The sequence below is a fragment of the Blautia sp. St.27G3 genome, from assembly GCF_059728505.1.
Genome location: NZ_BAAGFO010000001.1, coordinates 243,563 through 268,847 on the forward strand (window position 1 = coordinate 243,563; position 25,285 = coordinate 268,847).

Sequence of the window (25,285 nt, forward strand, 5' to 3'; positions counted from 1 at the left end):
TTCATACATCTAATTCCTTTTCTTAACATCCTTTTTTTCGGACACTTTTTTACCTGCTGTCCTTTTTTTCTGATCCTTTGCCCTGTCTTCTTTCACCGATTCTCGCTCTGCCGCTGCGTTCGTTGTTTTTGCTGCCGTTTTCTTCGGTGCAGTTGTTTTTTTCACTGCCGTTTTTCCCGCCGCAGCTTTCTTCACTGTTGCTTTTCTCGCTGTTTCCTTTACTTCCGTACATTGAAATACAGAAATTCCCATTGGCGGCACCAGTATTTCGATCGAATTTTCACGGTCATCGCAAACATTCTTTTTGGAAGATCTTGCACGCGGGTTCGTATTTCCTTCTCCGCCAAACTCAGTGCTGTCACTGTTGAAAATTTCCTTGAACTTACCATTGTACGGAACGCCAATCCTGTGCTTTTCATATACAAGCGGTGAAAAATTCACAACAATGAGAAGGTCATTCTCCTGTTTTTCACCTCGGCGCATGAAAACAAGCATATTTTCATCTGCGGAAATACTGTTAATCCACTCGAATCCCTGCGAATCATAGTCTTTACTAAACAGCGCCGGCTGCTCTTTGTACAGCCTAATCAGCGCTTTCATGTAAGTCTGCATCTGCCGATGTTCCTCGTAATCGAGCAGACCCCACTCCACAGATTTTTCCTCACTCCACTCATCAAACTGTGCAATATCCTGTCCCATAAACAAAAGTTTTTTGCCCGGATGCGTCATCATATATCCATAAGCGGCGCGCAGATTCGCAAACTTAGCCTTCCGCTTGCCCGGCATCTTTCCGATCAGGGATGCCTTCCCATGTACGACTTCATCGTGCGAGATTGTCAGAATAAAATCCTCACTGTACGCATAAATCATGCTGAAGGTCAATTCTCCATGATGATAAGACCGGAAAAACGGGTCCAACTGCATATAGCCCAGGAAATCATTCATCCAGCCCATATTCCATTTATAATCAAACCCAAGACCGTTATCCTCAACCGGAGCCGTAATTTTGGGCCATGCGGTAGATTCTTCTGCAATCAGAATTGCTCCGTCTCCATCTTTTTTGAAAATGGAATTCAGATGCTTGAAAAATTCCACGGCCTCCAGGTTTTCGTTCCCACCATAGATATTGGCCACCCACTCACCGTCATTTTTTCCATAGTCCAGATAAAGCATAGACGCAACCGCATCCATGCGAATCCCGTCTGCATGGTACACATTTTTCCAGAATAACGCATTGGCAATTAAAAAGTTCGATACCTCCGGCCGACCATAATTGTAAATCAGTGTTCCCCAGTGCGGATGACTTCCCTTTCTCGGATCAAAATGCTCATACAGACACGTACCGTCAAAATTGCTCAGCCCATGTGTATCTCTGGGAAAATGTGCCGGAACCCAATCAAGAATTACACCAATATGATTTTCATGCATATAGTTCATAAAATACATGAAATCCTGCGGTGAACCGTATCTGGCAGTCGGAGCGTAATATCCAGTCACCTGATAGCCCCATGAGCCGTCAAACGGATGTTCCATTACGGGAAGCAGTTCGATATGCGTATATCCCATGTCTTTTACATAGTCTGCAATCATTGGCGCAAGTTCACGATAATTGTAAAACGGGCGTCCATCCTCCGGTTTTTTAAATGAACCAAGATGCAGTTCATACACAAACATCGGCTCCGTCTTTGTATCGCGTTTTTTTCGCTCCTCCATCCAGGCTTCGTCATTCCAAGAAAAGTCGTGAAGGTCAACAACTACCGATGCAGTATCCGGGCGAAGCTCCGCTGCATTTGCATACGGGTCCGCTTTCAGATAAGTAAGTCCTCCTTTTGCCTTCACTTCATATTTATAGAGTGCTCCCTTTTGAATACCCGGAACGAACAGTTCAAAAATTCCGGTATCACCGAAACGTCTCATTGGAAGCCTGCGCCCATCCCAAAAGTTGAAATCCCCGACGATGCTGACTCGTATCGCATTCGGCGCCCATACAGCAAAATAAACACCTTCTGTGTCGCCTACCGTTACGGGGTGCGCGCCCAGTTTCTTATAAATATCATAACAGATACCTGCGTTAAATCGCTTTGCCTCTTTCTCTGTAATCAGCGGTGCATATGCATATGCATCCAGCTTTTCTTCTACCGTATCATCCTCATACGTAACCAGATATGAATATTGCGGAATCTGCTTTTGGAAAAGCAGCACTGCAAAAAATCCGGCTTCATCCTCCATATCCATCGGATAAATCTCCCCGGTATCCTTCACCTGTACAGATACCTTCGCCGCATCCGGGAAAAATGCCTGTATTGTAATACCATCGTCTGTCTGATGTGGTCCCAGATATTTCTCGGGATGATCTTCCTCCGAATAAACAATCGCTTCCACGCCTGCCCAGTCCATTAAATCATATAGCTTTTTATCCATACAGTATCCCTCCACGGCATAAAATTTACCCGGAGATTTCGATATGCAGAATGCCTTTTTATCATGCGATTCAAAACACCTCTCTGTCATAACTCCGGATAAAAACAGTGTACCATTTTAGTACCGGAAACACAAGAGCAAAAAACAACCGGGGAATTTTCATTCCCCGGTTGCTTCATCTTGCACGACTGCTAAACTGCCGCTTTTTATTTATTGTATTTCTTTCTGCGAAGACCTGTATACCTTCCCGCTATCAGTGCACATAGAGATGCCGCAAAAGCTATCAGCCACATTGTGATCGGCGTAGAATCTCCTGTTGCTACCGCTGTGCCCGGTGTTCCCGCTGCACCTGAGGTACCTGCTGTTTTTGAGCCGCCCTTTTCTGTCTCGGATTCCGTTTCTGTCTCTGTCTCTGTTTCGGTCTCCGTTTCAGTTTGTTTGTCTGTCTCCGTCTGCGGCGGGTTCGTTTCTGTCTGCTGCTCGTCGTCCGGAATTCCGTCGCCGTTTGCATCAATATTCGTATCCGGTTTTCCATCGCCATTTGTATCAATGTTCACATCCGGCTTTCCGTCTCCGTCCGTATCAACGTTTACATTTGGTTTTCCGTCGCCATCCGTATCAATATTCACATCCGGCTTTCCGTCTCCATCTGTATCAACATTCACATCCGGCTTTCCATCGCCATCTGTATCAATATCTACATCGGGTTTTCCATCGCCATCTGTATCCTTGTTGATATCCGGCTTTCCGTCTCCATCTGTATCAACATTCACATCCGGCTTTCTATCACCGTCTGTATCAATATCTACATCCGGTTTTCCATCGCCATCTGTGTCTTTATTGACATCCGGCTTTCCGTCGCCGTCTGTGTCAATATCCACATCCGGTTTTCCGTCTCCATCCGTATCTTTATTGATATCCGGCTCACCATCGCCGTCCGTATCAATATCCACATCCGGCTTTCCGTCTCCATCCGTATCCTTGTTGATATCCGGCTTTCCGTCTCCATCTGTGTCAACATTCACAGGGGTCTTTTCATCAATAACAACGACTACTGTGTGATTTGCATTAGCCGGAAGCTCCACACTTCCCTCTGCTGCATCCGTCACAAGATCCGTTCTTACCACACCATCCACGATAACATATTTCACTTTGTAATCATGGCCTTCAACCTGTTTCACTGTCCATTCCACTTTCTTGGAAACACCTGCATCTACCGTACAGCTGTTGGTAATCGTGCCGCTTGCTCCACCGGTAAGCTGTGTCTCAATCGAGAATTTTTCCTGCTTGTAGGTTGGTGGAATCGGATCATTGGAAGGACCTTTTTTCTTCAGCTCAATCACAACCTTCTTGTCCCCGTCAATTCCTGCAAGAAGCAGATTATTTCCACTTGCCTCGATTGGCTCTCCATTTACCGTAACACCCTGTATCTCATATCCGCTCGGAACATTCCATGATACTGTGTCATCATCGCCCGGTGCAAAGTATCCCTGTCCACTCTCTACACTACCAGGACCACCAACCAGCTCAACCTCAACCTTGTGCAGATCTCCCGGTTTCGGCGCCGGTGTCGGACCGTCAGCATCGTCATTCTTTGTGAAGAATACCTCTATCACATGATCAGCCTGTGCCTGGTCAACCATCATCAGGAACTGGCCTTTTGTGACATTTTCCTCACGCACTGCAATATCCGAAGCCAGTGAATCCGGAATCGTTACGACAGTCTCATAGGATTTGTCTCCCTCTGCCTTCGGCATAAGATCTTTCTGAGTCGCTGCATTTGCCAACAATTCCTCATCATCAATCAACATAATTCCGTCTTCCATCGTAACTTCTGTCACTGCCTCGGTTGTCGCTTCCGTTACGATTTCTGTTGCGGCTTCCGTCACCGGTTCTGTTGCGGCTCCTGTCTCCTCTTCCGTTACAGCTTCTGTCATTGCCTCCGTTACGTTCTCGGTTTCGGTTGCAGTTTCTGTCACTGGTTCCGTTACGGTTTCGGATACTGCTTCTGTTACGCTTTCTGTCATCGGTTCGACTACCGTTTCAGATACCGCTTCTGTTATTCGTTCTGTCACTGCTTCGGTTACAGTCTCTGTCGTCGCTTCTGTTGCAGTACTGTTTTCCGCATGATAGCTTCCAACAGACAAATCAACCACTGAGATTTCATCAATATCAAACAAAAGTGAACTGTCTGAATCCTCCGCAGCAGATCTCTGACCAGAAGCTTCTCCGACAATGACATCACCGGTAACTTCCGGAGCTGTCTCCTCGTCCTGAGTTTCCTCATACACAGCCGGTCCGCCCGCTGTCTCTGCAGCATAGGCTGCCGCCTGTAAAGACTGTTCTATCGCCTCCGGTACCGGAACCAGTCCCGGCATCTCTGACATTTTTTCCGTAATTGCCTCTGAGATTGCCTCGGTAATCGCCTCAGTGCTCAGCACTTCTTCTGTAATCGGTTCTGCTGTTCCTTCCGTTGCCTGCTGCTCTGTAGATAATTCTGTTGTTTCCAGTTTTTCGGATGCCTGTTCTGTCTCCGGTTCTGCCGCTGTTTCTTCTGGCTTCACCTCTTCAGATACTTCCGTCATTTCCGGTTCTACCGTTCCTTCTGTAGCCTCGGATTCTGTTGAGACTTCTGTTGTTTCCGGTTCTGCGGATACCTCAGATTTTTCCAAAGCCTCAGATACTTCATCAGACTCTGCTTCTGATGGTACTTTTACAGTCTCCTCTTCTGTCTCAGCTGCTTCCGATTCCGTTTCTTCTGCCCCCGGCTCCCATGCACCCGGAACATCTGTCGTCTCATCCGGAAGCGCTGCTGGCGGAGCCAGATTCGGTCTGGACATCTGTGGCGCCCGGGCCGGCATCCGAGTCGAACTCGTTTCTGATTCAGTCTCGGATTCCGTTTCTGATTCAGTCTCTTTTTCTACTGTATCAAGTACTAGTTTTCCGTCAATCGTAACTTTGGATATGCTGTATCCAGCTTCCGGAGCAGCATTTATCCCCACATAACTCTGTCCTTTATAAACAGTTTTTGATGAGGAAATCGTTCCTGCACCGTACTTGTACAGATCGATATCATAAAATACCGGAGCCACCTGTACCACAACATGCGCATCCTCAGTCAGATTATTCAGTTCTACTTTATCGAGATCGCTTCCCTTGCTCTCTCCATTTACAAGAACATCGACCACCTCATAGTAAGTATAGTCGTCAGAAGTCGGATCTGCTGTATTTGCTGTTACTCCCCAACCTACTTCATAATTACCGTTCGCTTCAATAACCGCACCACTTGATATTTCACCAGGACCGCCTACAATCTGCGTCGTAACCTTCACGTACTGATCCTCATCATAAGTCGGTATCGTCTCTTTGTCCTGCGTCTTGTCAATAAAGTATACGTCAATAACTGTATTCTGTTTCACTTTGAATTTCCAGGAACCAGAATCCTCCAGGAATTTGCTCTCTGTCTTTTCCACGCCATCGACAAAGATACGATAAAGCTGGTAATTGTCTCCTGCATTCCAGGTAAGCGTATACGAATCATTGTAAGCAACCGTTGCACTTCCACTTACAGAACTGCTTGCATCTCCCCCATAACGGTTTACTGTCACCGTATACTGACCGTCTGTCTTTTGGCCACCGATTGTCGGAAGCTTGGACACTTTTACGATAACCTCGTGGTCTGCCTGAAGTCCCTTAAAGTCCACGGAAGCTATTGTCAGGTCTGTGTATGCCACTCCGTCCACTACAATTGCAGCAACGCCATAGCCCTCGCCAAGGGTCCAGGCAACTGTGAAATCTTCACCTTCTGCAAGACGCGTTGTCGGTGTGATATCACAGGAACCGTCTGTGCAGCCTTCTAATACGGTCCTCACCTGATAAAATTTAGGTACATCCTCCCCCGGAGCCGGGACGATCGGCGGATCAACCGGATCTTTTTCAAACTCAACATAAACACTGTGATTCTCATGAATCTCTCTTTGCAGCGTATAGGAATTTGCTCCAATCAGGTCATCTCGAACCACGCCGTCTACTGTTACCTTTACTACATGACTGCCTGCTGCGGCTTTCCACGTAACAGTCGGGGTCGTTCCTTCCTTCTGTTTCAGAGCCGGAACAACACTACCTTCCCCTTTTGAGGTAATATTCAGGTTAAAATATTTACTGTAGTACAGCTTCAGCTCTGTCGGTGTACCTCCTACAATCGTACCTTCCAGTACGTTTCCTTCAAGCTCTGCATTGTACCAATATTCCTCGCCGTTTACCGTCAGCGTCTGTTTCAGGTCCTCCGGATAATCATTGATGCTAATCTTGCTCTCTGTTGTACCTGTATGAGAAACAGTTTCCTCGGCCACTTTACGGTATGTATAATTGCCTTCCGCATCCTTGGAATCAGTTCTCACATAATAAGCTACATTGTAACGCGTATCTGCTCTCGGTGACCAGTGTGCGACAAAGGTATGCTCTGACTTCTTGATGAACGGCTCGCCGCCCTCATATTTTGTCTCGCTTCCATCGTCGTTTTTATAGAACCACCCTTCAAACGTATAACCTGATTTCGAAGGCTTCAGGAAGTTATCGTAATTGGTAGCCGATGCCGTTACATACGCATGATCTGAAATCCGGCTTCCTCCGTCGCTGTCAAAGTGAACTACAAACTTCGAGCCATCTGCCTGCCACTGTGCATATACTGTGTAATCAGATGCCGGCATGGTAGCACTTCCGATTTCCGTAGTTCCAGCAGCGTCTGCTTTCCATCCCATGAAAATGTAACCAGGTTTACTCGGAAGTTCTCGGCCAGTCAGCTTAGTCACTTCTGGATTAATTGCAGTACCGTAAGTAAGTTCTTTCTCTTTCACGCTGCCAAGAGAACCACCGTTCGCATTGAACTTCAGCTTGTAAGACTGAATCTGCCACTGAGCTTTTACGACAGTTGTCAGATCCTTTGCGACCTGCTGCGTTGTAATCGCAGTTCCGTCTTCCATGGTCCAGCCTGTAAATAAATACCCCTCTCGCACAGGTACATGGTTATATTTTATTACCTGCTCACGAACACTGCTTAATGCTGCTACCACATATTTTTTGTTTTCACTATCACCAATCTTACCACCGTTTGCATCAAACTGAATCACTCCGGTATCTGTTGTATAGGTCGGTGTAATAATAATCGTCGGCTCATCATCATCATCCGGCGGAATGATTGGGGTTCCCGGCGTGATCGGATTTCCATCATCATCCTTCCATACCTGGAATTCTGATTCCGGATCATCCGGTTCCGGTGGTTCCGGAAGTACGATAATCTCCTTGTCACCAATTACATAATAATCGTCCAGAGGATCATCCGGATCGTCCGGATTCTGAACAATAACATGTACTGGTTTAAATACTGCCTTGTTTCCAACATTTTCACACTCATCTTTTGTCCAGATGACAAGAGATTTTCCTTTTCCGACATACTCGCTGATATCTACTTTGAAATCATATGTATGAACAGGTGCATCAAGATAAATCCACTCGCTCTCATCTGGCTCAGGGCCATTCGGGTCATCGGTAATGTAATAAGCCGAAACACCGGAACCTCTGTCATCCTCAATCAGTGTAATACCGTCTTCATCAATACCGTCACCCTTATCGGTCAGAGTGATTGTTGCTTCATTCCTTCCTGTATTGCTTCCTGCAATCTCCGGCTCCACGTCATCCAGAAATGCAGTCAGATAGGTCTGGAACGCTTTTGATTCATTTCCCTTATCATCCTTAACCGACAGTTCAAAAATCCAGCGGCCATCCGGCTTGGTCTTATCATAAACGAAATTCTCGATCTGGCTTGGATCTGTTTTCCATCCGGAATCATAAACGATAGTGTTATTTGGATCGTAAATTTTCAGCTGCCACTGTGAAATCTTCTCTCCGCCTGTACCCGTTTTTGACTTATCAAAGATATTTACTGTAACTGTATCATTTGAATTCACAAGATGCTGCTTGTGGATTGTCATGACCTGCTCACCGCTGTTTGCATCCTTGATATAGAAATTTGCCAGCGGAATTTCACTCTTTACCTGCGCCTGCTGAAAATGATTTCCTTCAAAATAATTAGTTGCAATGAACTGTGCCATTGTTTCAACGAAATCATCACCGGTTGCATAAAAACCGTTTCCAGCGCCAAGTCCGAGATGATCCTCCGTAGAATCTGTAACTACTTTTCCATCATTTCCGTTACTGACATAGAAAATCTCGTTTTCATTCATACGGTTAATACCGTCTGCATAAGTCGGATCCTTCTCATCCGGTACCTGCGGGTTATTGCTAGCTCCTACCAGGTTGATGAAATATTTGTACTCCGCACCTTCATAGTACTGTACCTGCTTCAGTGCATCAAACGCAGAAGCTTCATAACGCATCTCCAGGTCCATAAAACGGTAAATGGTGAGCTCTGAACAACCATGGCTTGTATATCCAACCACTGGTCCGAAGCCATTCAGTCCGTTCGGTGTCAATGGTATGGAATTAAAATTCGTTACCAGCGTACCGAGCGTGCCGCCACTGTATGGCTGTGACTGAACAGATACTCTGTCTTTTCTCAGATCAATCGTAAGTCTTGCCTTCTTCTGAGCGCCGAGGTTTATCGTTGTACTTCCAAGCTGAGTACCGGACTGAATCGAAGGCTCGTTTGAATTCACCGGAAAAGTAATCGCACGGATTACTGCTGTAGGTGTCTGTGAGGTAAGGCCTGTAAAATACAGAACATAACCTGTCAGATTTCCATTCACAATACCACAGTTCAGCAAAAAGCCTGCGCCTGCAAGCGTATGCGGACCTACGGCACTCGCATCCATATCAAAACTGATCGTTCTTCTGGAATCGCTTGTGGCCGGATAAAACATATAGTCCATCAAAGGATTTGTTCCATAACCGGCAAATACCATATTTGCCTTGCCGTTTGCATCTGCAAAGGAATCAATATGCTGTTTGAAAGCTCGACAGCCTGAAATATTTGTGGTACGCGCCCCACTTGCCTCTATCGTAGTGACACCGCCACTGATATGCGAGTTATCCGCTGCCCTGAACGGCTGCTTCAACTTCTGATCCGCGGACAAATTCAGGCTATCGTACTGCGCCTGATTATAATAGTGATCATATACATACCAACCGTTCAAATTTGTTGTATCGATCTTTGCCGCCGTTGTCGTAATTCGAAACGTCGACGGATCCATACCCTGACTGATCAGCTTTTCTGTAAGTTCTTGCTTGAAATCCAGGAATGTGCCAGGATAATCTTCCGGTACATTTACCGCGATATCAACTACCGGTTTCGGGTTACTGCCAATGCCTGCCGCAAAAACAGTAAGGCCTCCTCCATGAAATACCCCCAGAAACATAGCTAAACTTACAACAAAACTAACTACTCTTCTCCATGCATTACGCACATCTTTCACTCCTCTCTTTCTTTATTGGCAAATAGTTTTGTTCGTTTCAGCTCCATAAAAAATTTACAGCCTCACCTAGAGAATATTTGTCTGACAAAAAGTTACCCCTCTCTTTTTGCAGCAAAAAAGCCCCCGGCCTGTTTACTTAGCAAACAACAAGGAAGCTCTTGAAATCTTAAATGTGGCCGAAACTTTATATGTTGGTTATCTTATTCCTGTTTTTGCTAAAAATCAAGACCCTTTTCGAGTTTTTTTCATGATTTTGTTATAATTTTTAAAAAATTCAAAAAAAATCTGTTTTTCATGTTAATTTTACCCCCCCCCCCCTAAAATTTCCAACTTTAAAGATGATATAATTTATTTTTTCTTTTATATATAAATTTTTTTTAATAAAACAATTATTTTTCTAAATAAAAATATAAAAACATACAATTTTACAAACCAGAAATATGCCATCTTTAGATTTTATAAAATCGTTATTAAAAAGGATATTTTCAGACTGATATGCAAAAATATTTTCTATTTCACGCACAACTTTCACACAAAAAAAGAGCTGGACTCCTGCCCAGCTCTTCTCTATTTTCATTTTTTATTTTCATTTTTCTATTTCATGGATAAACAGGCCACTCCGAAGCTTCGGCTCAAACCAGGTTGACTTCGGCGGCATCAAAAGCCCTGCATCTGCCACTGCAAACAGTTCTGAAATAGCAGTCGGATACATTGCAAATGCTACGGCACAGTCCGAGTGTACTCTTCGCTCAAGCTCCCCATACCTGCGAATGCCTCCGACAAAATCAATCCTTTCATCAACCCGCGGGTCTCCGATTCCAAGGATAGGGCCCAGTACCTCTTTTTGCAAAATTGATACATCCAGTCCCTCCACCGGGTCCGCACTGCGGTATTCTTCCCGGATCGTCAGATAATACCAAGTATCTCCGAGGTACATCATCAGCTCACCCTTTTCTTCCGGCTTTGTTTCTTTTGCGGAATCATCCGCCGCAAGGCTGCGGACTGTACATTTTTCTGAAATTTTATTGAGGAACTCCTGCTCGGACAAACCATTCAGATCTTTGACTACACGGTTATAGTCCATAATCATCAGCTCTTCATCCGGAAACAGAATAGAGAGAAAATAATTAAACTCCTCGCTTCCGCTGTAGCCCGGATGCTGCTCACGCCGCTTCAGACCGACACGGACCGCAGATGCCGCCCGGTGATGCCCGTCTGCAATATACACCTCAGAAATCCCGGCAAAAGCCGCACGTATCTGCGCGATACTCTGCGTATCCTCAATCTTCCAGCCCCTGTGCCGTATTCCATCTTCTGAAACAAAATCAAAAACAGGAGCTTCCTGTTTTTTGGTTTCGGTCACGGCCTGAATCATCTCATTTTTTCGATAAGCAAGAAAAATTGGTCCAGTCTGTGCGCTGCACACATCCACGTGACGGATGCGGTCTGCCTCCTTTTCTGCTCTCGTATTCTCGTGTTTTTTGATCACATTGCCGATATAATCATCAATAGAAGCGCAGGCCACCAGTCCGGTCTGCGCACGGCCGTCCATCGTCAGCTCATAAAGATAGTAGACCTCCTGCCCCTCCTGCACAAAAACTCCATTCCTGATCTGCTCCTGAAGCATACTGCCTGCTTTCTCATACACTTCCGGCGCATACATATCCGCATCCGGCGCAAACTGTGTCTCCGGACGGTCAATATTCAAAAATGAAAGGCGGTCTTTTGCTGCCTGTACATACGCCTCTTCGCGGCTGTATACATCATACGGAAGCGCTGCTACTCGTGATACATACGCATCTGCTGGACAAAGTCCCTGAAACGGTTTGATATCTGCCATGTTCTTTTCCTTTCTTCTTTCAGTTCTCTCATTTCCCGAAAAAATATCCGGAGCTGTTGCAAAACAGCTCCTTCCTTTGCACCTGTTATTTAATCACACGCACTTTCACAACGCCTTCTGTCGCGCGAAGCTGCTCGATCACATCCGGCTCCACCTGGGTGTCCAGATCAACCAGCGTATAGGCATAATCGCCTTTGCTTGTATTACTCATATTTTTAATATTCGTATCTGCCAGAATGTCTGCAAACCGCCCGATCATTTTTTTCATATTTTTGTGATAAATTGCAACGCGTGCTTCAGCATTGCAGGCGCCAAGATCACAGTTCGGATAATTCACAGAGTTACGGATATTTCCGTTTTCCAGGAAATTTTTGAGCTCCTTCACGGCCATAACTGCACAATTATCCTCGGACTCCGCAGTAGACGCTCCAAGATGCGGTGTGAGAATCACACCCTTTTTCCCGATCGTCACCGGATTCGGAAAATCAGAAACATAGCGATGGATCTTCCCGGCCTCAATTGCTTCAATCACAGCTTCCTCATCCACAAGCAGATCCCGTGCAAAATTTAAAATTACCGCATTCTTTTTCATTTTGGCAATCGCATCGCGGCCAATCATCTTTCTTGTGGAATCCAGCAACGGCACATGAATTGTAATGTAATCACACTCCTCATAAATCTGTTCCACGGAGTTGATATGCTTGATGCTCCTTGAGAGATTCCAGGCTGCATCCACAGAAATATAGGGATCATAACCGTATACCTGCATGCCAAGGTGTGTCGCAGCGTTCGCTACCTGCACGCCGATTGCACCCAGACCAATGATTCCGAGCTTTTTATCCTGTAATTCGCTCCCTGCAAAACGCTTTTTTTCCTTCTCAGTGGCTGCCGCAATCTCAGCGTTTCCAACCTGGCTCTGCACCCAGTTGGCGCCTCCGATAATGTCCCGCGCAGCCATCAGCATGCCCGCAAATACAAGCTCTTTGACGCCATTTGCATTTGCTCCCGGTGTATTGAATACAACGATTCCCTGCTCTGCACAGCGTTCCAGCGGAATGTTGTTTACTCCGGCCCCTGCACGGGCTATTGCCTGCAGAGAATCCGGAAATTCCATATCATGCAGCTTTGCACTGCGCACCAGTACGGCGTCTGCATCTTTGATCTCTTCTACCTGTATGTATTGATCTGTGAAACGATCCAGACCTACTTGTGAAATCTGATTCAGACAGGCGTATTTGTACATCAGCCATTCACCTCTTCAAATTTCTTCATAAATGCAACCAGGGCATCCACACCCTCAGCAGGCATCGCATTATAAATACTCGCACGCATTCCGCCTACGCTGCGATGACCTTTCAGATTCACAAAGCCTGCTGCCTCAGCTTCTTTTACAAACTTGGCATCCAGTTCCTTATTTCCTGTTACAAACGGAACATTCATCAGAGAACGATCCTCTTTTACAACCGTACCGCTGAACATATGGCTGGCATCCAGGAAATCATAGAGTACTTTTGCCTTTGCCTCATTGCGCTCCTTCATGGCCTGCAAACCGCCGGTTTCGCGAATCCACTTGAATACTTTGCCACACATATAAATGCAATAGCAGTTCGGTGTATTATACATGGAGCCTGCATCTGCATGTGTCTTAAACTTCATCATGGTCGGCGTGAAATCCAGGACATCGTCCGTAATCAAATCTTCTCTGACAATCGAGATCACCATACCTGCCGGACCGATGTTCTTCTGAACGCCGCCGTAAATAATTCCATAGTCTGATACGTTTACCGGCTCAGAAAGGAAACAGGAAGACACGTCTGAAACAAGCAGTTTTCCCTTTGTATTCGGAAGCTTTTTGAACTTTGTACCGTAAATTGTATTATTTTCACAGATATATACATAATCTGCATTCTCGCTGACCGGAAGATCGCTGCAATCCGGAATATAGGAGAACGTTTTGTCCTCGCTGGATGCAATCGCATTCGCCTGGCCATATTTCTTTGCCTCCTGCCATGCCTTCTTTGCCCACTGGCCAGTCACAATATAATCTGCCACACGGTTTTTCATCAGATTCATCGGAATCATCGAAAACTGAAGGCTTGCGCCGCCCTGCAAAAACAATACTTTATAATTGTCCGGAATCTGCATAATATCGCGCAGATCTGCCTCCGTCTCCTGAATCAAATCGTCAAATACCTTGGAACGATGGCTCATCTCCATCACAGACATCCCGCAACCACGGTAATCCATCATTTCCTCCTGTGCTTCCCGAAGCACAGATTCCGGCAGCACCGCCGGACCTGCTGAAAAATTGTAAATTCTGCTCATTTTTTCATCCTCCTCTTTCTCATTGCCTCTTTATAAAAATATCAATATGCTGTCATAATTCAGCTTTTTCCTGATATTTGCAATTACGCATTTTTAACAGATTTCTTAATCCAGATCATCCTGATCAAACACAGTATCAATCGGCTTGCCTGCCGCTACCATCGGGAATACCTTGTCATCACAGTCAATCACGCAGTCTACAACCACCGGCTTTCCAAGTGAGAGCGCTTTTTCCAGCGCAGGCGCCAACTCTTCTTTCTTCGTCACACGGATTCCAGTTGCTCCGAGTGCTTCTGCCAGTTTCACAAAATCCACCTTATCATCCAGCACCGTAGCTGCATAACGCTTCTCATAAAACAATGTCTGCCACTGACGCACCATTCCCAGAACATGGTTGTTGATGACTACCTGTACAATCGGAATATTGTAACGCGCTGCTGTTGCAATTTCGTTCATATTCATACGGAAACATCCGTCTCCTGCGATGTTGATTACGGTTTTGTCCGGGTTTCCCATCTTTGCGCCAAGCGCTGCCCCAAGGCCGTACCCCATCGTGCCAAGTCCGCCGGATGTCAAAAGTGTCCGCGGTTTTGAATATTTGTAATACTGAGCTGCCCACATCTGATGCTGCCCTACCTCTGTGACAATGATCGCATCGCCTTTTGTCTGACGGTAAACCTCTTCCACCACATACGGGCCGCTCAAGCCTTCTGTATTGTATTTCAGCGGATATTTCTCTTTCAGCTCTTTCACTGCCGCGTCCCACTCATCGTGGCGGTGTTCCTCAATGCGCTCATTCAGGCGCTTCAGAACCTCCTTCACGTCGCCGATCACCGCAGCGTCTACCATAATGTTTTTGTTGATCTCAGCTGCATCGACGTCTATCTGGATAATCTTTGCACGCTTTGCAAAGGCTTTTGCCTGCCCTACTACACGGTCGCTGAACCGGGCGCCCACCGTAATCAGAAGGTCACACTGCGTCACGCCGAGATTGGCTGCTTTCGTACCATGCATCCCCAGCATTCCTGTATAGAGTTCGCTGTTTCCATCGTAAGCGCCTTTTCCCATCAGCGAATCTGCCACCGGAGCGTGCACCTTTTCTGCAAACTCTTTCAGTTCCTCCTGCGCACCGGAAATTACGGCGCCGCCGCCGACTAAAATAAACGGCTTTTTGCTCTTATGAATCAGCTTTACTGCCTCTTCCAGGTCTGAATCTTTGATAAATTCCGTGCTTCTTACTACAGGCTCCGGTTTCTTTGGTTCATACTCCGTCACCGCTGCCGTTACATCCTTCGGAATATCAATCAGGACCGGTCCCGGACGGCCATCCTGCGCAATGTGGAAGGCCCATCGAATCGTATCTGCAAGCTTTGTTACATCCTTTACAATAAAGTTATGCTTTGTGATCGGCATCGTAACACCGCTGATATCAATTTCCTGAAAACTGTCTCTGCCGAGAAGCGAAACGCCGACATTTGCCGTAATCGCCACAACCGGAACGGAATCCATATAGGCAGTCGCAATTCCAGTCACCAGATTCGTTGCTCCAGGACCGGAGGTAGCCATACACACGCCGACCTTTCCGGTCGAACGCGCATACCCGTCCGCTGCGTGAGAGGCTCCCTGCTCATGGGAGGTCAGCACATGGCGGATCTCATGGCTGTGTTTATAAAGTTCGTCATAAATATTCAGGATCGCTCCGCCCGGATATCCGAACACCGTATCCACGCCCTGCTCCTTCAGGCACTCGATGACAATTTCTGAACCGTTTAACTTCATATTAAAAACCCTTTCTCTTTACAGTGTCTTTCTTTCTGCCGTTTTTTTATCCTGAGAGTACAGGAGCACTATACCTGACCACCCTCTGTTTTATCAAGCGGATTCACAAGAACCGCACCTTTATTTCCTGATGTCACGAGTGACGCGTACCGCGCGAGGTAGCCTGTTTTGATCTTTGGTTCTCTCGGCTGCCAGTTCGCCCGTCGCTTCTCCAGCTCTTCCTCACTGACTTTCAGATCCAGACGGCACTGCGGAATATCAATCTGAATCAGATCTCCTTCTTCTACCAGTGCAATCGGTCCACCCACTGCCGCTTCCGGAGAAACGTGGCCGATGGACGCGCCTCTCGATGCGCCGCTGAAACGGCCGTCTGTAATCAGCGCAACCGTTGAGCCAAGTCCCATCCCTGCAATCGCAGACGTAGGATTGAGCATTTCCCTCATACCGGGACCGCCCTTGGGCCCCTCATAACGGATTACTACCACATCGCCTGCTTTGATCTTGCCTCCGAGAATTGCGTCAATGGCATCCTCCTCACAGTCAAAGACACGCGCCGGTCCTTCATGTACCATCATCTCTGGTACTACCGCAGAGCGTTTTACAACGCCGGAATCCGGCGCAAGATTGCCCTTTAAGATCGCAAGACCGCCGGTCTCGCTGTACGGGTTCTCCACCGGACGGATCACCTCCGGATTCTGATTCGTACATCCTGCAATATTTTCACCCACAGTCTTTCCGGTTACGGTCATGCAGTCCAGATGCAGCAGATCTTTTTTTGTCAGCTCATTCATGACAGCATACACACCGCCTGCCTCGTTCAGATCCTCCATATAAGTCGGACCAGCCGGCGCCAGATGGCACAAATTCGGCGTGCGCGCACTGACCTCATTTGCAATGTCCACATCCAGCTCCACACCTGCCTCATGTGCGATCGCCGGAAGATGCAGCATACTGTTTGTGGAGCATCCCAGCGCCATATCCACGGTGAGGGCGTTCATAAACGCTTTCTCTGTCATGATATCGCGCGGACGGATGTTCTTTTTCCAGAGCTCCATCACCTGCATACCTGCCAACTTTGCAAGGCGGATTCTCTCTGAATAAACAGCCGGAATCGTTCCGTTCCCCTTAAGTCCCATGCCAAGCACTTCCGTCAGGCAGTTCATGCTGTTTGCCGTATACATACCGGAGCAGGAACCGCAGGTCGGGCAGACTTTTTCTTCATATTCGGTCACTTCTTCCGCTGTCATCTTTCCGGCAGTGTACTCTCCCACTGCCTCGAACATGCTGGAAAGGCTCCTCTTTCTTCCTTTCAGATGACCTGCCATCATCGGACCGCCGCTGACAAAAATTGTCGGTATGTTGAGACGAGCCGCTGCCATCAAAAGTCCCGGCACATTTTTATCACAGTTCGGAATCATCACAAGTGCATCAAACTGGTGTGCCATTGCCATACACTCTGTTGAATCGGCAATCAGATCACGCGTCACCAGAGAATATTTCATTCCGACATGTCCCATCGCAATACCATCGCAGACTGCAATCGCCGGAAACTCTCGCGGCACGCCTCCTGCCATGGCGACACCCATCTTTACAGCCTCTGTAATTTTGTCCAGATTCATATGCCCCGGAACTACTTCATTATAGGAATTGACGATTCCGACCAGCGGTCGTTTCATCTCTTCTTCCGTCAGTCCAAGCGCATGAAACAAAGAACGATGCGGCGCCTGCTGAATACCTGTTTTTACTGCGTCACTTCTCATACCATTTTCCTCCTCTTACCCGTGTTGCTTTATCCTGCTGCTTTTTATTTCCTTCTGTAGTTTTATAAGCCCCTGTCATACACGTGCTGCAATCAGATCGCCCATCTCCTTTGTGCCAACAAGCGTGCAGCCTTCAGACATAATATCACCGGTACGGTACCCTTCTTTTAATACCTGTTTCACAGCAGCTTCTATCGCATCTGCCGCCTCATCCAAATCCAGAGAATACCGCAGCATCATCGCAGCTGACAGCACCGTTGCGATCGGGTTTGCAATGCCTTTTCCCGCAATGTCCGGTGCAGAGCCGTGACTCGGCTCATACAGCCCAAATTTTGTCTCATTTAAAGATGCAGAAGAAAGCATGCCGATGGAACCAGTCACCATGCTCGCCTCATCAGAAAGAATATCGCCAAACATATTTTCCGTCAGAATCACATCGAACTGTGCCGGGTCTCTCACAAGCTGCATCGCACAGTTATCGACCAGCATATGGGACAGCTCCACATCCGGATAATCTCCTGCAACCTCTTCCACAACTGCTCTCCACAGTCTGGAGGAGTCCAGAACATTTGCCTTATCTACACTGCATACCTTTTTCCGGCGTTTTCTGGCAATCTCAAAACCTTTTACCGCAATCCGGCGAATTTCATTCTCATTGTAGTCCAGTGTGTCCGTTGCCTTTCGCACGCCGTTTTCTTCAACCGTCTGTCTCGCGCCGAAGTAAAGCCCTCCGGTCAGCTCGCGCATAATCATCATGTCAAACCCTTCGCCGATAATCTCATCCCGAAGCGGACACGCTGCCCGCAGTTCGTCGTACAGATAAGCCGGACGAAGATTTGCAAACAAATTCAGAGCTTTACGGATCTTCAGAAGGCCAGCCTCCGGACGAAGCTGTGGCTCCAGTTTGTACCAAGGTGAGGTCTTTGCGTCGCCGCCGATGGACCCCATCAGCACAGCCTCGCTTGCTTTTGCTGTCTCAATCGTCTCATCCGTCAGCGGCACTCCATGCACGTCAATAGAGGCGCCTCCCATTAAAAGCTCTGTATAATGCAGACAAAAGCCAAACTTTGCAGCTGCCGCATTCAGTACCTTACATGCCTCCGCCACAATTTCCGGTCCGATGCCGTCACCTGGAATGACTGCTATTTTATGTTCCATATCTGTATCGTCCTTTCTGCGGCTATCCTCCATATGCCGCTCATATTTCTCGTTCTACCTATAATAATGTATTTTCCCGTACATTTCAACTGTTTAATTAAGTAAAGTCTTACATAAAACCCCACAAGATGGCTTATCACCATCCTGTGGGGTATACTCTGCGTCTTTGCATCTTTGATTTCAGAAAATTTGATTCCAGAAAATTTGATTCCAGAAAACTGTTCCTGCCCTTTCCGACAAGTCATATTTTCCCGGGCCGAATATTACTCCTGTCCCGGCTTCTCCACTTCTGCAATCGCAGCCTTTTTCATCGGGATACGACAGTTTTTGTTGCTTCCAAACTCTACGATACAGTCTTCATCTGTAATGTCGATCACCACACCATAAAATCCGCTTGTCGTCACAACCGTATCGCCTACCTCCATTGCAGCAAGCAAGGCAGCCATTCTCTTCTGCTCCTTCTTCTGCGGCCGGATCGCGAAAAAGTACATCGCTCCGCCGATGATCACAATATAAACGACCATAAGCATCATACTTCCGCCTGCTGACGCCTGTTCTGCTAATAAATTCAGCATGTTTCTTTCCTCCTGCTTTCAAATAATAAACTTGCAAAACAACTATCTTTAATAATACACAATCCTTCTACCTGAATCAAGCATTTTTTTCCTGATTTTGTGTATATCGCTCAATTTTTGCCTTTTTAAACTGGCTGTAATTGCCAGCCTCAATCGCTGCCCGGATTTCCTCCATCAGGTGATTGTAAAAATACAGATTGTGCAGCACGCAAAGCCTCATGCCGAGCATTTCTTTTGCCTTCAGCAGATGTCGGATATAGCCCCTGCTGTAACTGCGGCACGCGGGGCATCCGCATCCTTCCTCAATCGGACGTTGATCCAGCTCGTATTTTGCATTAAACAGATTCAGTTTTCCGTCATTCGTGTACACATGCCCGTGGCGTCCATTCCGGCTCGGATATACACAGTCAAAGAAATCCACACCGCGCTCTACCGCTTCCAGAATATTGATCGGAGTCCCCACCCCCATCAGATACGTAGGCTTGTCCGCGGGCAGATAAGGAACAACGCTGTCAAGAATCCGGTACATCTCCTCATGGGTTTCTCCCACTGCCAGACCTCCTACCGCATAGCCGTCAAGATCCAGCTCGGAGATGCGCTTTGCATGTTCTATACGGATATCATCATAAATGGCTCCCTGATTAATACCGAACAGAAGCTGATGTGGATTAATCGTATCTTCCAGAGCGTTCAGACGCTTCATCTCGTCCTTGCAACGCACAAGCCATCTGGTTGTCCGGTCTACGGAATTCTGTACATACTGCCGGTCTGCCACACTGGAAGGACACTCGTCAAACGCCATAGCAATTGTGGAGGCCAGGTTGGACTGAATCTGCATACTCTGCTCCGGACCCATAAAAATTTTCCGCCCGTCAATATGTGACTGAAAGTAAACGCCTTCTTCTTTGATCTTTCGAAGACTGGCAAGGGAAAATACCTGAAATCCGCCGGAATCCGTCAAAATCGGGCGATCCCAGTTCATAAATTTGTGCAACCCGCCCATCTGTTTTACAATATGGTCTCCAGGACGGACATGAAGATGGTACGTATTCGAAAGCTCCACCTGTGTCCCGATTTCTTTTAAATCTGTCGTTGCCACTGCGCCCTTGATCGCTGCGGCCGTACCCACATTCATAAACAAAGGCGTCTGAACCGTTCCATGCACGGTTGTAAACTCAGCACGCTTTGCCAGTCCGTCACGCGTAATAATCCGATACATACTTTGCTCCTCCTCGCATTCGGAAAACACCGGGATCGTTGAAATAGTGACATTCCACAAATTTTCCAGAGATTTTCCATGAATATTTTATCTGTACTATATTAACTGTTTTTTCTTCACACTCTAATAAAATTTAAAATTAATCTTTGTTTTTCCTGGAATTATCTGCCATTTTCTCTTTGTCCCCGTCATCGTACTTACTTTTCTATTTGAATTTCCTCAGGAATATAAGTATATATGGAAATATTTAATAATGCAAGTAATTTGAAATTTTGTATTTTTTGTCGTATAATCGTAGTTACTGTTCACCAGGAACTTTGACTTACTGCAACATACGTGAGAAAATAATTCCGGTGTGGGCGAATCTCATTCATGAAAGAAATCTCAGATGGATTTGCGAAAGTTTCTGTGCGCAATGTAAACAGTAACATATCGTAGAACATAGAATGACATATAAGACTTAGATTCACATGTAAAAGGAGGCGCAGGGATATTCCCTGCGAATATATATGGCAAAATCTTTACATACTCTTGGAATTGATATCGGTTCTACTACCGTGAAGGTTGCAGTCCTTAGCCCGGACCGTGAGCTCTTGTTTTCCGATTATAAAAGACATTTTGCAAATATTCAGGAGACACTCTCTTCCCTCATATCTGAGGCTGCGACAAAACTCGGTGATCTGGAAATTTTACCTGTGATTACGGGTTCCGGCGGGCTGACACTCGCCAATCATCTGGAGATCCCGTTTGTGCAGGAAGTGATCGCTGTGGCTTCCTCCCTGGAACATTTTGTTCCACAGACAGATGTTGCGATTGAACTTGGCGGTGAGGATGCCAAAATCATCTATTTTGAGAACGGCAGCGTGGAGCAACGTATGAACGGCGTATGTGCAGGCGGCACGGGTTCCTTTATTGACCAGATGGCATCCCTTTTGCAGACGGATGCTTCCGGATTGAATGAATATTCCAAGAATTATACTTCCCTTTATCCGATTGCAGCCCGCTGCGGCGTTTTTGCAAAATCGGACATTCAGCCGCTGATCAATGAGGGGGCAACAAAAGAAGATCTGTCTGCCTCTATTTTTCAGGCAGTCGTGAACCAGACCATCAGCGGCCTGGCCTGCGGCAAACCAATCCGCGGCCACGTCGCTTTCCTTGGCGGACCGCTCCATTTTCTTTCCGAGCTGCGGGAAGCTTTTGTACGTACGCTGAAGCTCGATGAAGAACATGCCATCATACCGCAGAATTCCCACCTCTTTGCAGCGATTGGTTCAGCCCTGAACGCAAAGGAAAATGCATGTACCACACTTGGCATTTTAAACGAAAAGCTGTCTCATCCGATTCATCTCGAATTTGAAGTCGCCCGTATGGAACCGCTGTTTTCTTCCAAAGAAGATTATGATCGTTTTATTGCAAGGCAAAGCTGTAACCGTGTTGCAACGCGAAGTCTCGCTACCTACAAAGGCGACTGCTTCCTCGGTATTGACGCCGGCTCCACAACGACAAAAGCGGCGCTTGTCAGTGACGACGGTACCTTGCTGTACTCCTTTTACAGCAACAACAATGGGAATCCTTTGGGCACCACCATTACGGCCATCCAGGACATATACCATCAGCTTCCTTCTGAAGCCAGAATTGCATGGTCCTGCTCCACCGGCTATGGAGAAGCGCTGATCAAGGCTGCCCTAATGCTCGACGAAGGGGAGGTCGAAACGGTCTCACATTATTATGCTGCTTCCTTTTTTGATCCCGAGGTTGACTGTATCCTCGACATCGGCGGCCAGGATATGAAATGCATCAAAATCAAAAACCACACCGTTGACAGCGTACAGCTCAATGAAGCATGCTCCTCCGGCTGCGGTTCTTTTATCGAAACATTTGCAAAATCCCTCAACTATACGGTACAGGATTTCGCAAAAGCGGCGCTCTTTGCCGAGCATCCGATTGATCTTGGTACCCGATGCACCGTATTCATGAATTCCAAAGTAAAGCAGGCGCAAAAAGAAGGCGCGGAGGTTTCTGATATTTCCGCCGGCCTGGCTTACTCTGTAATTAAAAACGCATTATATAAGGTAATAAAAGTAGCAGATGCTTCCGAACTTGGACGTCATATTGTGGTTCAGGGCGGTACATTCTACAACGACGGTGTTCTGCGCAGTTTTGAAAAAATTGCCGGCTGTGAAGCAATCCGGCCGGATATTGCCGGGATCATGGGCGCTTTTGGCGCTGCACTGATTGCAAGAGAACGCTACCAGGAAGGCGCAGTGAGTACCATGCTGTCCATCGACCGCATTAATTCTCTGGAATACACCACTTCCATGGCCAAATGCAAGGGCTGTACGAATCAATGTCGCCTGACGATCAACCGCTTCTCCGGAGGCCGCCAGTTTATCAGCGGCAACCGCTGTGAACGTGGTATCGGAAAAACACGCAACAAAGACCATGTGCCGAACCTGTTCGAATTTAAAAACAAACTGCTGTTTTCCTACGAACCGCTGCCGGAAGATGAAGCCGTGCGCGGTACTGTAGGCATTCCGCGCGTATTGAATATGTACGAGAATTATCCGTTCTGGTTCCGTTTTTTCACAGAGCTGAAATACCGGGTCATTCTCTCTCCGTCCAGCACGCGGAAAATTTATGAACTTGGCATTGAATCCATTCCAAGCGAATCAGAATGTTATCCTGCCAAACTGGCGCACGGCCACGTGGAATGGCTGATTCATAAGGGCATCAAATATATTTTCTATCCGTGTATCCCATATGAACGCACGGAATTTCAGGACGCGCCAAACCACTATAACTGTCCGATCGTCACCTCCTACGCGGAAAACATCAAAAACAACGTAGAAGGCCTGCGTACCGAACAAATTCGATTTGAAAATCCGTTTATCGCTTTTACAAACCTGGACACCGTGACCAGCCGTTTAAAAATTGCGTTCCCGGATATTCCCGCTCAGGAGGTCGTTGCTGCTGCCAAGGCTGGCTGGGAGGAACTGACGCGCACACGGGAAGCCATGTATCAAAAGGGTGAAGAAACCCTGAAATATCTCGAAGAAACCGGCCGTCACGGTATTGTTCTGGCTGGCCGTCCGTATCATATTGACCCGGAAATTAATCACGGGATTCCTGAGCTGATTAATTCGTTCGGCATGGCGGTACTGACTGAGGATTCCATCTCACATTTAAAACCGGTGGAACGCCCGCTCATGGTACTTGATCAGTGGATGTACCACAGCCGCCTGTACGCTGCCGCAAACTACGTCAAAACACGGGATGACCTGGATCTGATTCAGCTTAACTCGTTTGGCTGCGGCCTGGATGCTGTCACCACAGATGAGGTAAATGACATTCTTTCTGGCTCCGGCAAGATCTACACCTGTCTGAAAATTGACGAAGTGAATAATCTCGGCGCCGCCAAGATCCGAATCCGTTCCTTAATTGCTGCAATCCGTACGCACAAGGAGCGCGCCCGGGAGCCACGCCAGATTCATCCGGCAAACATAAACCGCGTTGTCTTTACAAAGGAAATGCGCAGAGATTATACCATCCTCTGCCCGCAGATGTCGCCGATTCATTTTAAAATGGTCGAAGCCGCACTGAATGCTTCCGGTTACCACATTGAGCTGCTGCGCAACGACAACCGCACAGCCGTGGACGTAGGACTGAAATACGTAAACAATGATGCCTGCTATCCATCTCTGATGGTAGTCGGTCAGGTTATGGAAGCTCTGCTCTCCGGTAAATATGACTTAAGTCGTACTGCTGTCATTATGACACAGACGGGAGGCGGCTGCCGTGCTTCGAATTACGTCGGTTTTATCCGCCGCGCTCTGCAAAAAGCAGGGATTCCGGATATTCCTGTCATCTCTTTGAACCTGAGCAGCCTAGAGAGCAATCCAGGCTTCTCTTTGAGCTATCAGATGGTGAAACGCGCCATGTTTGCACTCGTATTTGGCGATATTTTCATGCGCTGCCTTTACCGGGTGCGCCCCTATGAAAAGACGCCCGGTTCTGCCAACGCCCTGTTTCACCAGTGGGAAGACCGCTGCTGCACGTTTGTCTCCGGTAAGCCTTCCTACAGCCAGTTCCGAAAGATGTGCCGGGAAATTGTTCAGGATTTCGATACACTTCCGATCACCGATGAACAAAAGCCAAAGGTGGGAGTCGTGGGTGAGATCCTTGTAAAGTTCATGCCGGCAGCAAACAATCATCTTGTGGAGCTGCTTGAATCAGAAGGAGCTCAGGCGGTTGTTCCGGACCTCCTGGATTTCCTGCTCTACTGCTTTTACAATCAGAACTTTAAAAGCGATTATCTCGGAACAAAAAAGAAGTCTGCGATGATTGCAAACTTCGGAATTATGGTTCTGGAAAAATTGCGCGGCGCGGCTGCGGATGCACTTGAAAAGAGTACCCGCTTTGATCCCCCGGCCCGCATTGAGCATCTCGGAGAAATGGCCAGAGACATCGTTTCCCTCGGTAACCAGACCGGAGAAGGCTGGTTCCTCACCGGAGAAATGCTCGAACTGATTCACGCTGGCGTCAACAATATCGTCTGCACGCAGCCGTTTGGTTGCCTGCCGAACCATGTGGTCGGCAAAGGGGTCATCAAAGAGCTGCGCAGGCAGTATCCGATGTCCAACATTGTAGCCATCGACTACGATCCGGGCGCAAGCGAAGTCAATCAGCTCAACCGCATCAAACTGATGCTGTCAACTGCAAACAAGAACCTGAAGAGTTAAAATTAGCGATAAAGAAAGCCAAAAATTTCCGGGTCTTTT

Annotated in this window: 11 protein-coding genes; 1 reads left to right on the forward strand and 10 read right to left on the reverse strand. The window is 47.2% G+C overall.

Features of this window, described 5'->3' with window-relative positions; all coding sequences use genetic code 11:
• Nucleotides 1-9: 9 nt before the first annotated feature.
• The 10 genes from glgB to tgt all read right to left on the reverse strand — a co-directional run bounded on the left by glgB (nucleotide 10) and on the right by tgt (nucleotide 20,507).
• Nucleotides 10-2,421 (reverse strand): 1,4-alpha-glucan branching protein GlgB, encoded by a 2,412-nt coding sequence (glgB, locus tag AC6I2O_RS01145; RefSeq protein WP_120391415.1) that lies wholly within the window; start codon nucleotides 2,419-2,421, stop codon nucleotides 10-12.
• Nucleotides 2,422-2,627: 206 nt separating this feature from the next.
• Nucleotides 2,628-9,842 carry an InlB B-repeat-containing protein gene (locus tag AC6I2O_RS01150; RefSeq protein ID WP_497741560.1) on the reverse strand — a complete coding sequence of 2,405 codons (7,215 nt, stop codon included), beginning with the start codon at nucleotides 9,840-9,842 and terminating at the stop codon, nucleotides 2,628-2,630.
• 595 nt (nucleotides 9,843-10,437) lie between these two features.
• On the reverse strand, nucleotides 10,438-11,691 hold the full coding sequence (locus AC6I2O_RS01155) for a DUF1015 domain-containing protein (RefSeq protein ID WP_497741561.1): 1,254 nt from the start codon (nucleotides 11,689-11,691) through the stop codon (nucleotides 10,438-10,440).
• An 85-nt stretch (nucleotides 11,692-11,776) separates the two neighbouring features.
• The gene (locus AC6I2O_RS01160; protein WP_120391411.1) at nucleotides 11,777-12,934 is read right to left on the reverse strand and encodes a 3-phosphoglycerate dehydrogenase family protein; all 1,158 of its coding nucleotides are present in this window, start codon (nucleotides 12,932-12,934) and stop codon (nucleotides 11,777-11,779) included.
• A complete protein-coding gene (gene serC / locus AC6I2O_RS01165; RefSeq protein ID WP_497741562.1) occupies nucleotides 12,934-14,016 on the reverse strand; it encodes a 3-phosphoserine/phosphohydroxythreonine transaminase in 1,083 nt (360 codons plus the stop codon). The genes AC6I2O_RS01160 and serC overlap by 1 nt, the downstream gene beginning before the upstream one ends.
• Before the next feature lie 105 nt (nucleotides 14,017-14,121).
• Nucleotides 14,122-15,795 (reverse strand): biosynthetic-type acetolactate synthase large subunit, encoded by a 1,674-nt coding sequence (ilvB, locus tag AC6I2O_RS01170; protein WP_120391409.1) that lies wholly within the window; start codon nucleotides 15,793-15,795, stop codon nucleotides 14,122-14,124.
• 68 nt (nucleotides 15,796-15,863) lie between these two features.
• Nucleotides 15,864-17,555, reverse strand: a complete 1,692-nt coding sequence (gene ilvD, locus AC6I2O_RS01175) for a dihydroxy-acid dehydratase (RefSeq protein ID WP_120391408.1) — start codon at nucleotides 17,553-17,555, stop codon at nucleotides 15,864-15,866.
• A 75-nt stretch (nucleotides 17,556-17,630) separates the two neighbouring features.
• Nucleotides 17,631-18,713: a 3-isopropylmalate dehydrogenase gene (gene leuB, locus AC6I2O_RS01180; RefSeq protein WP_497741563.1), complete on the reverse strand. Its 1,083-nt coding sequence runs from the start codon at nucleotides 18,711-18,713 to the stop codon at nucleotides 17,631-17,633.
• Nucleotides 18,714-18,976: 263 nt separating this feature from the next.
• A complete protein-coding gene (gene yajC / locus AC6I2O_RS01185) occupies nucleotides 18,977-19,288 on the reverse strand; it encodes a preprotein translocase subunit YajC (protein ID WP_120391405.1) in 312 nt (103 codons plus the stop codon).
• Nucleotides 19,289-19,364: 76 nt separating this feature from the next.
• Nucleotides 19,365-20,507: a tRNA guanosine(34) transglycosylase Tgt gene (gene tgt, locus AC6I2O_RS01190; RefSeq protein WP_120391404.1), complete on the reverse strand. Its 1,143-nt coding sequence runs from the start codon at nucleotides 20,505-20,507 to the stop codon at nucleotides 19,365-19,367.
• A gap of 509 nt (nucleotides 20,508-21,016) precedes the next feature.
• Between tgt and AC6I2O_RS01195 the strand changes: the two genes are divergently transcribed.
• Nucleotides 21,017-25,246 (forward strand): acyl-CoA dehydratase activase-related protein, encoded by a 4,230-nt coding sequence (locus tag AC6I2O_RS01195; RefSeq protein ID WP_497741564.1) that lies wholly within the window; start codon nucleotides 21,017-21,019, stop codon nucleotides 25,244-25,246.
• The last annotated feature ends 39 nt before the right edge of the window (nucleotides 25,247-25,285 follow it).

Coding starts and splice junctions, on each gene's coding strand:
- yajC (WP_120391405.1), bottom strand. CDS start 19,288: ATGCTGAATTTATTAGCAGAACAGGCGTCAGCAGGCGGAAGTATGATG.
- ilvD (WP_120391408.1), bottom strand. CDS start 17,555: ATGAGAAGTGACGCAGTAAAAACAGGTATTCAGCAGGCGCCGCATCGT.
- AC6I2O_RS01195 (WP_497741564.1), top strand. CDS start 21,017: ATGGCAAAATCTTTACATACTCTTGGAATTGATATCGGTTCTACTACC.
- tgt (WP_120391404.1), bottom strand. CDS start 20,507: ATGTATCGGATTATTACGCGTGACGGACTGGCAAAGCGTGCTGAGTTT.
- ilvB (WP_120391409.1), bottom strand. CDS start 15,795: ATGAAGTTAAACGGTTCAGAAATTGTCATCGAGTGCCTGAAGGAGCAG.
- AC6I2O_RS01155 (WP_497741561.1), bottom strand. CDS start 11,691: ATGGCAGATATCAAACCGTTTCAGGGACTTTGTCCAGCAGATGCGTAT.
- serC (WP_497741562.1), bottom strand. CDS start 14,016: ATGAGCAGAATTTACAATTTTTCAGCAGGTCCGGCGGTGCTGCCGGAA.
- leuB (WP_497741563.1), bottom strand. CDS start 18,713: ATGGAACATAAAATAGCAGTCATTCCAGGTGACGGCATCGGACCGGAA.
- glgB (WP_120391415.1), bottom strand. CDS start 2,421: ATGGATAAAAAGCTATATGATTTAATGGACTGGGCAGGCGTGGAAGCG.
- AC6I2O_RS01160 (WP_120391411.1), bottom strand. CDS start 12,934: ATGTACAAATACGCCTGTCTGAATCAGATTTCACAAGTAGGTCTGGAT.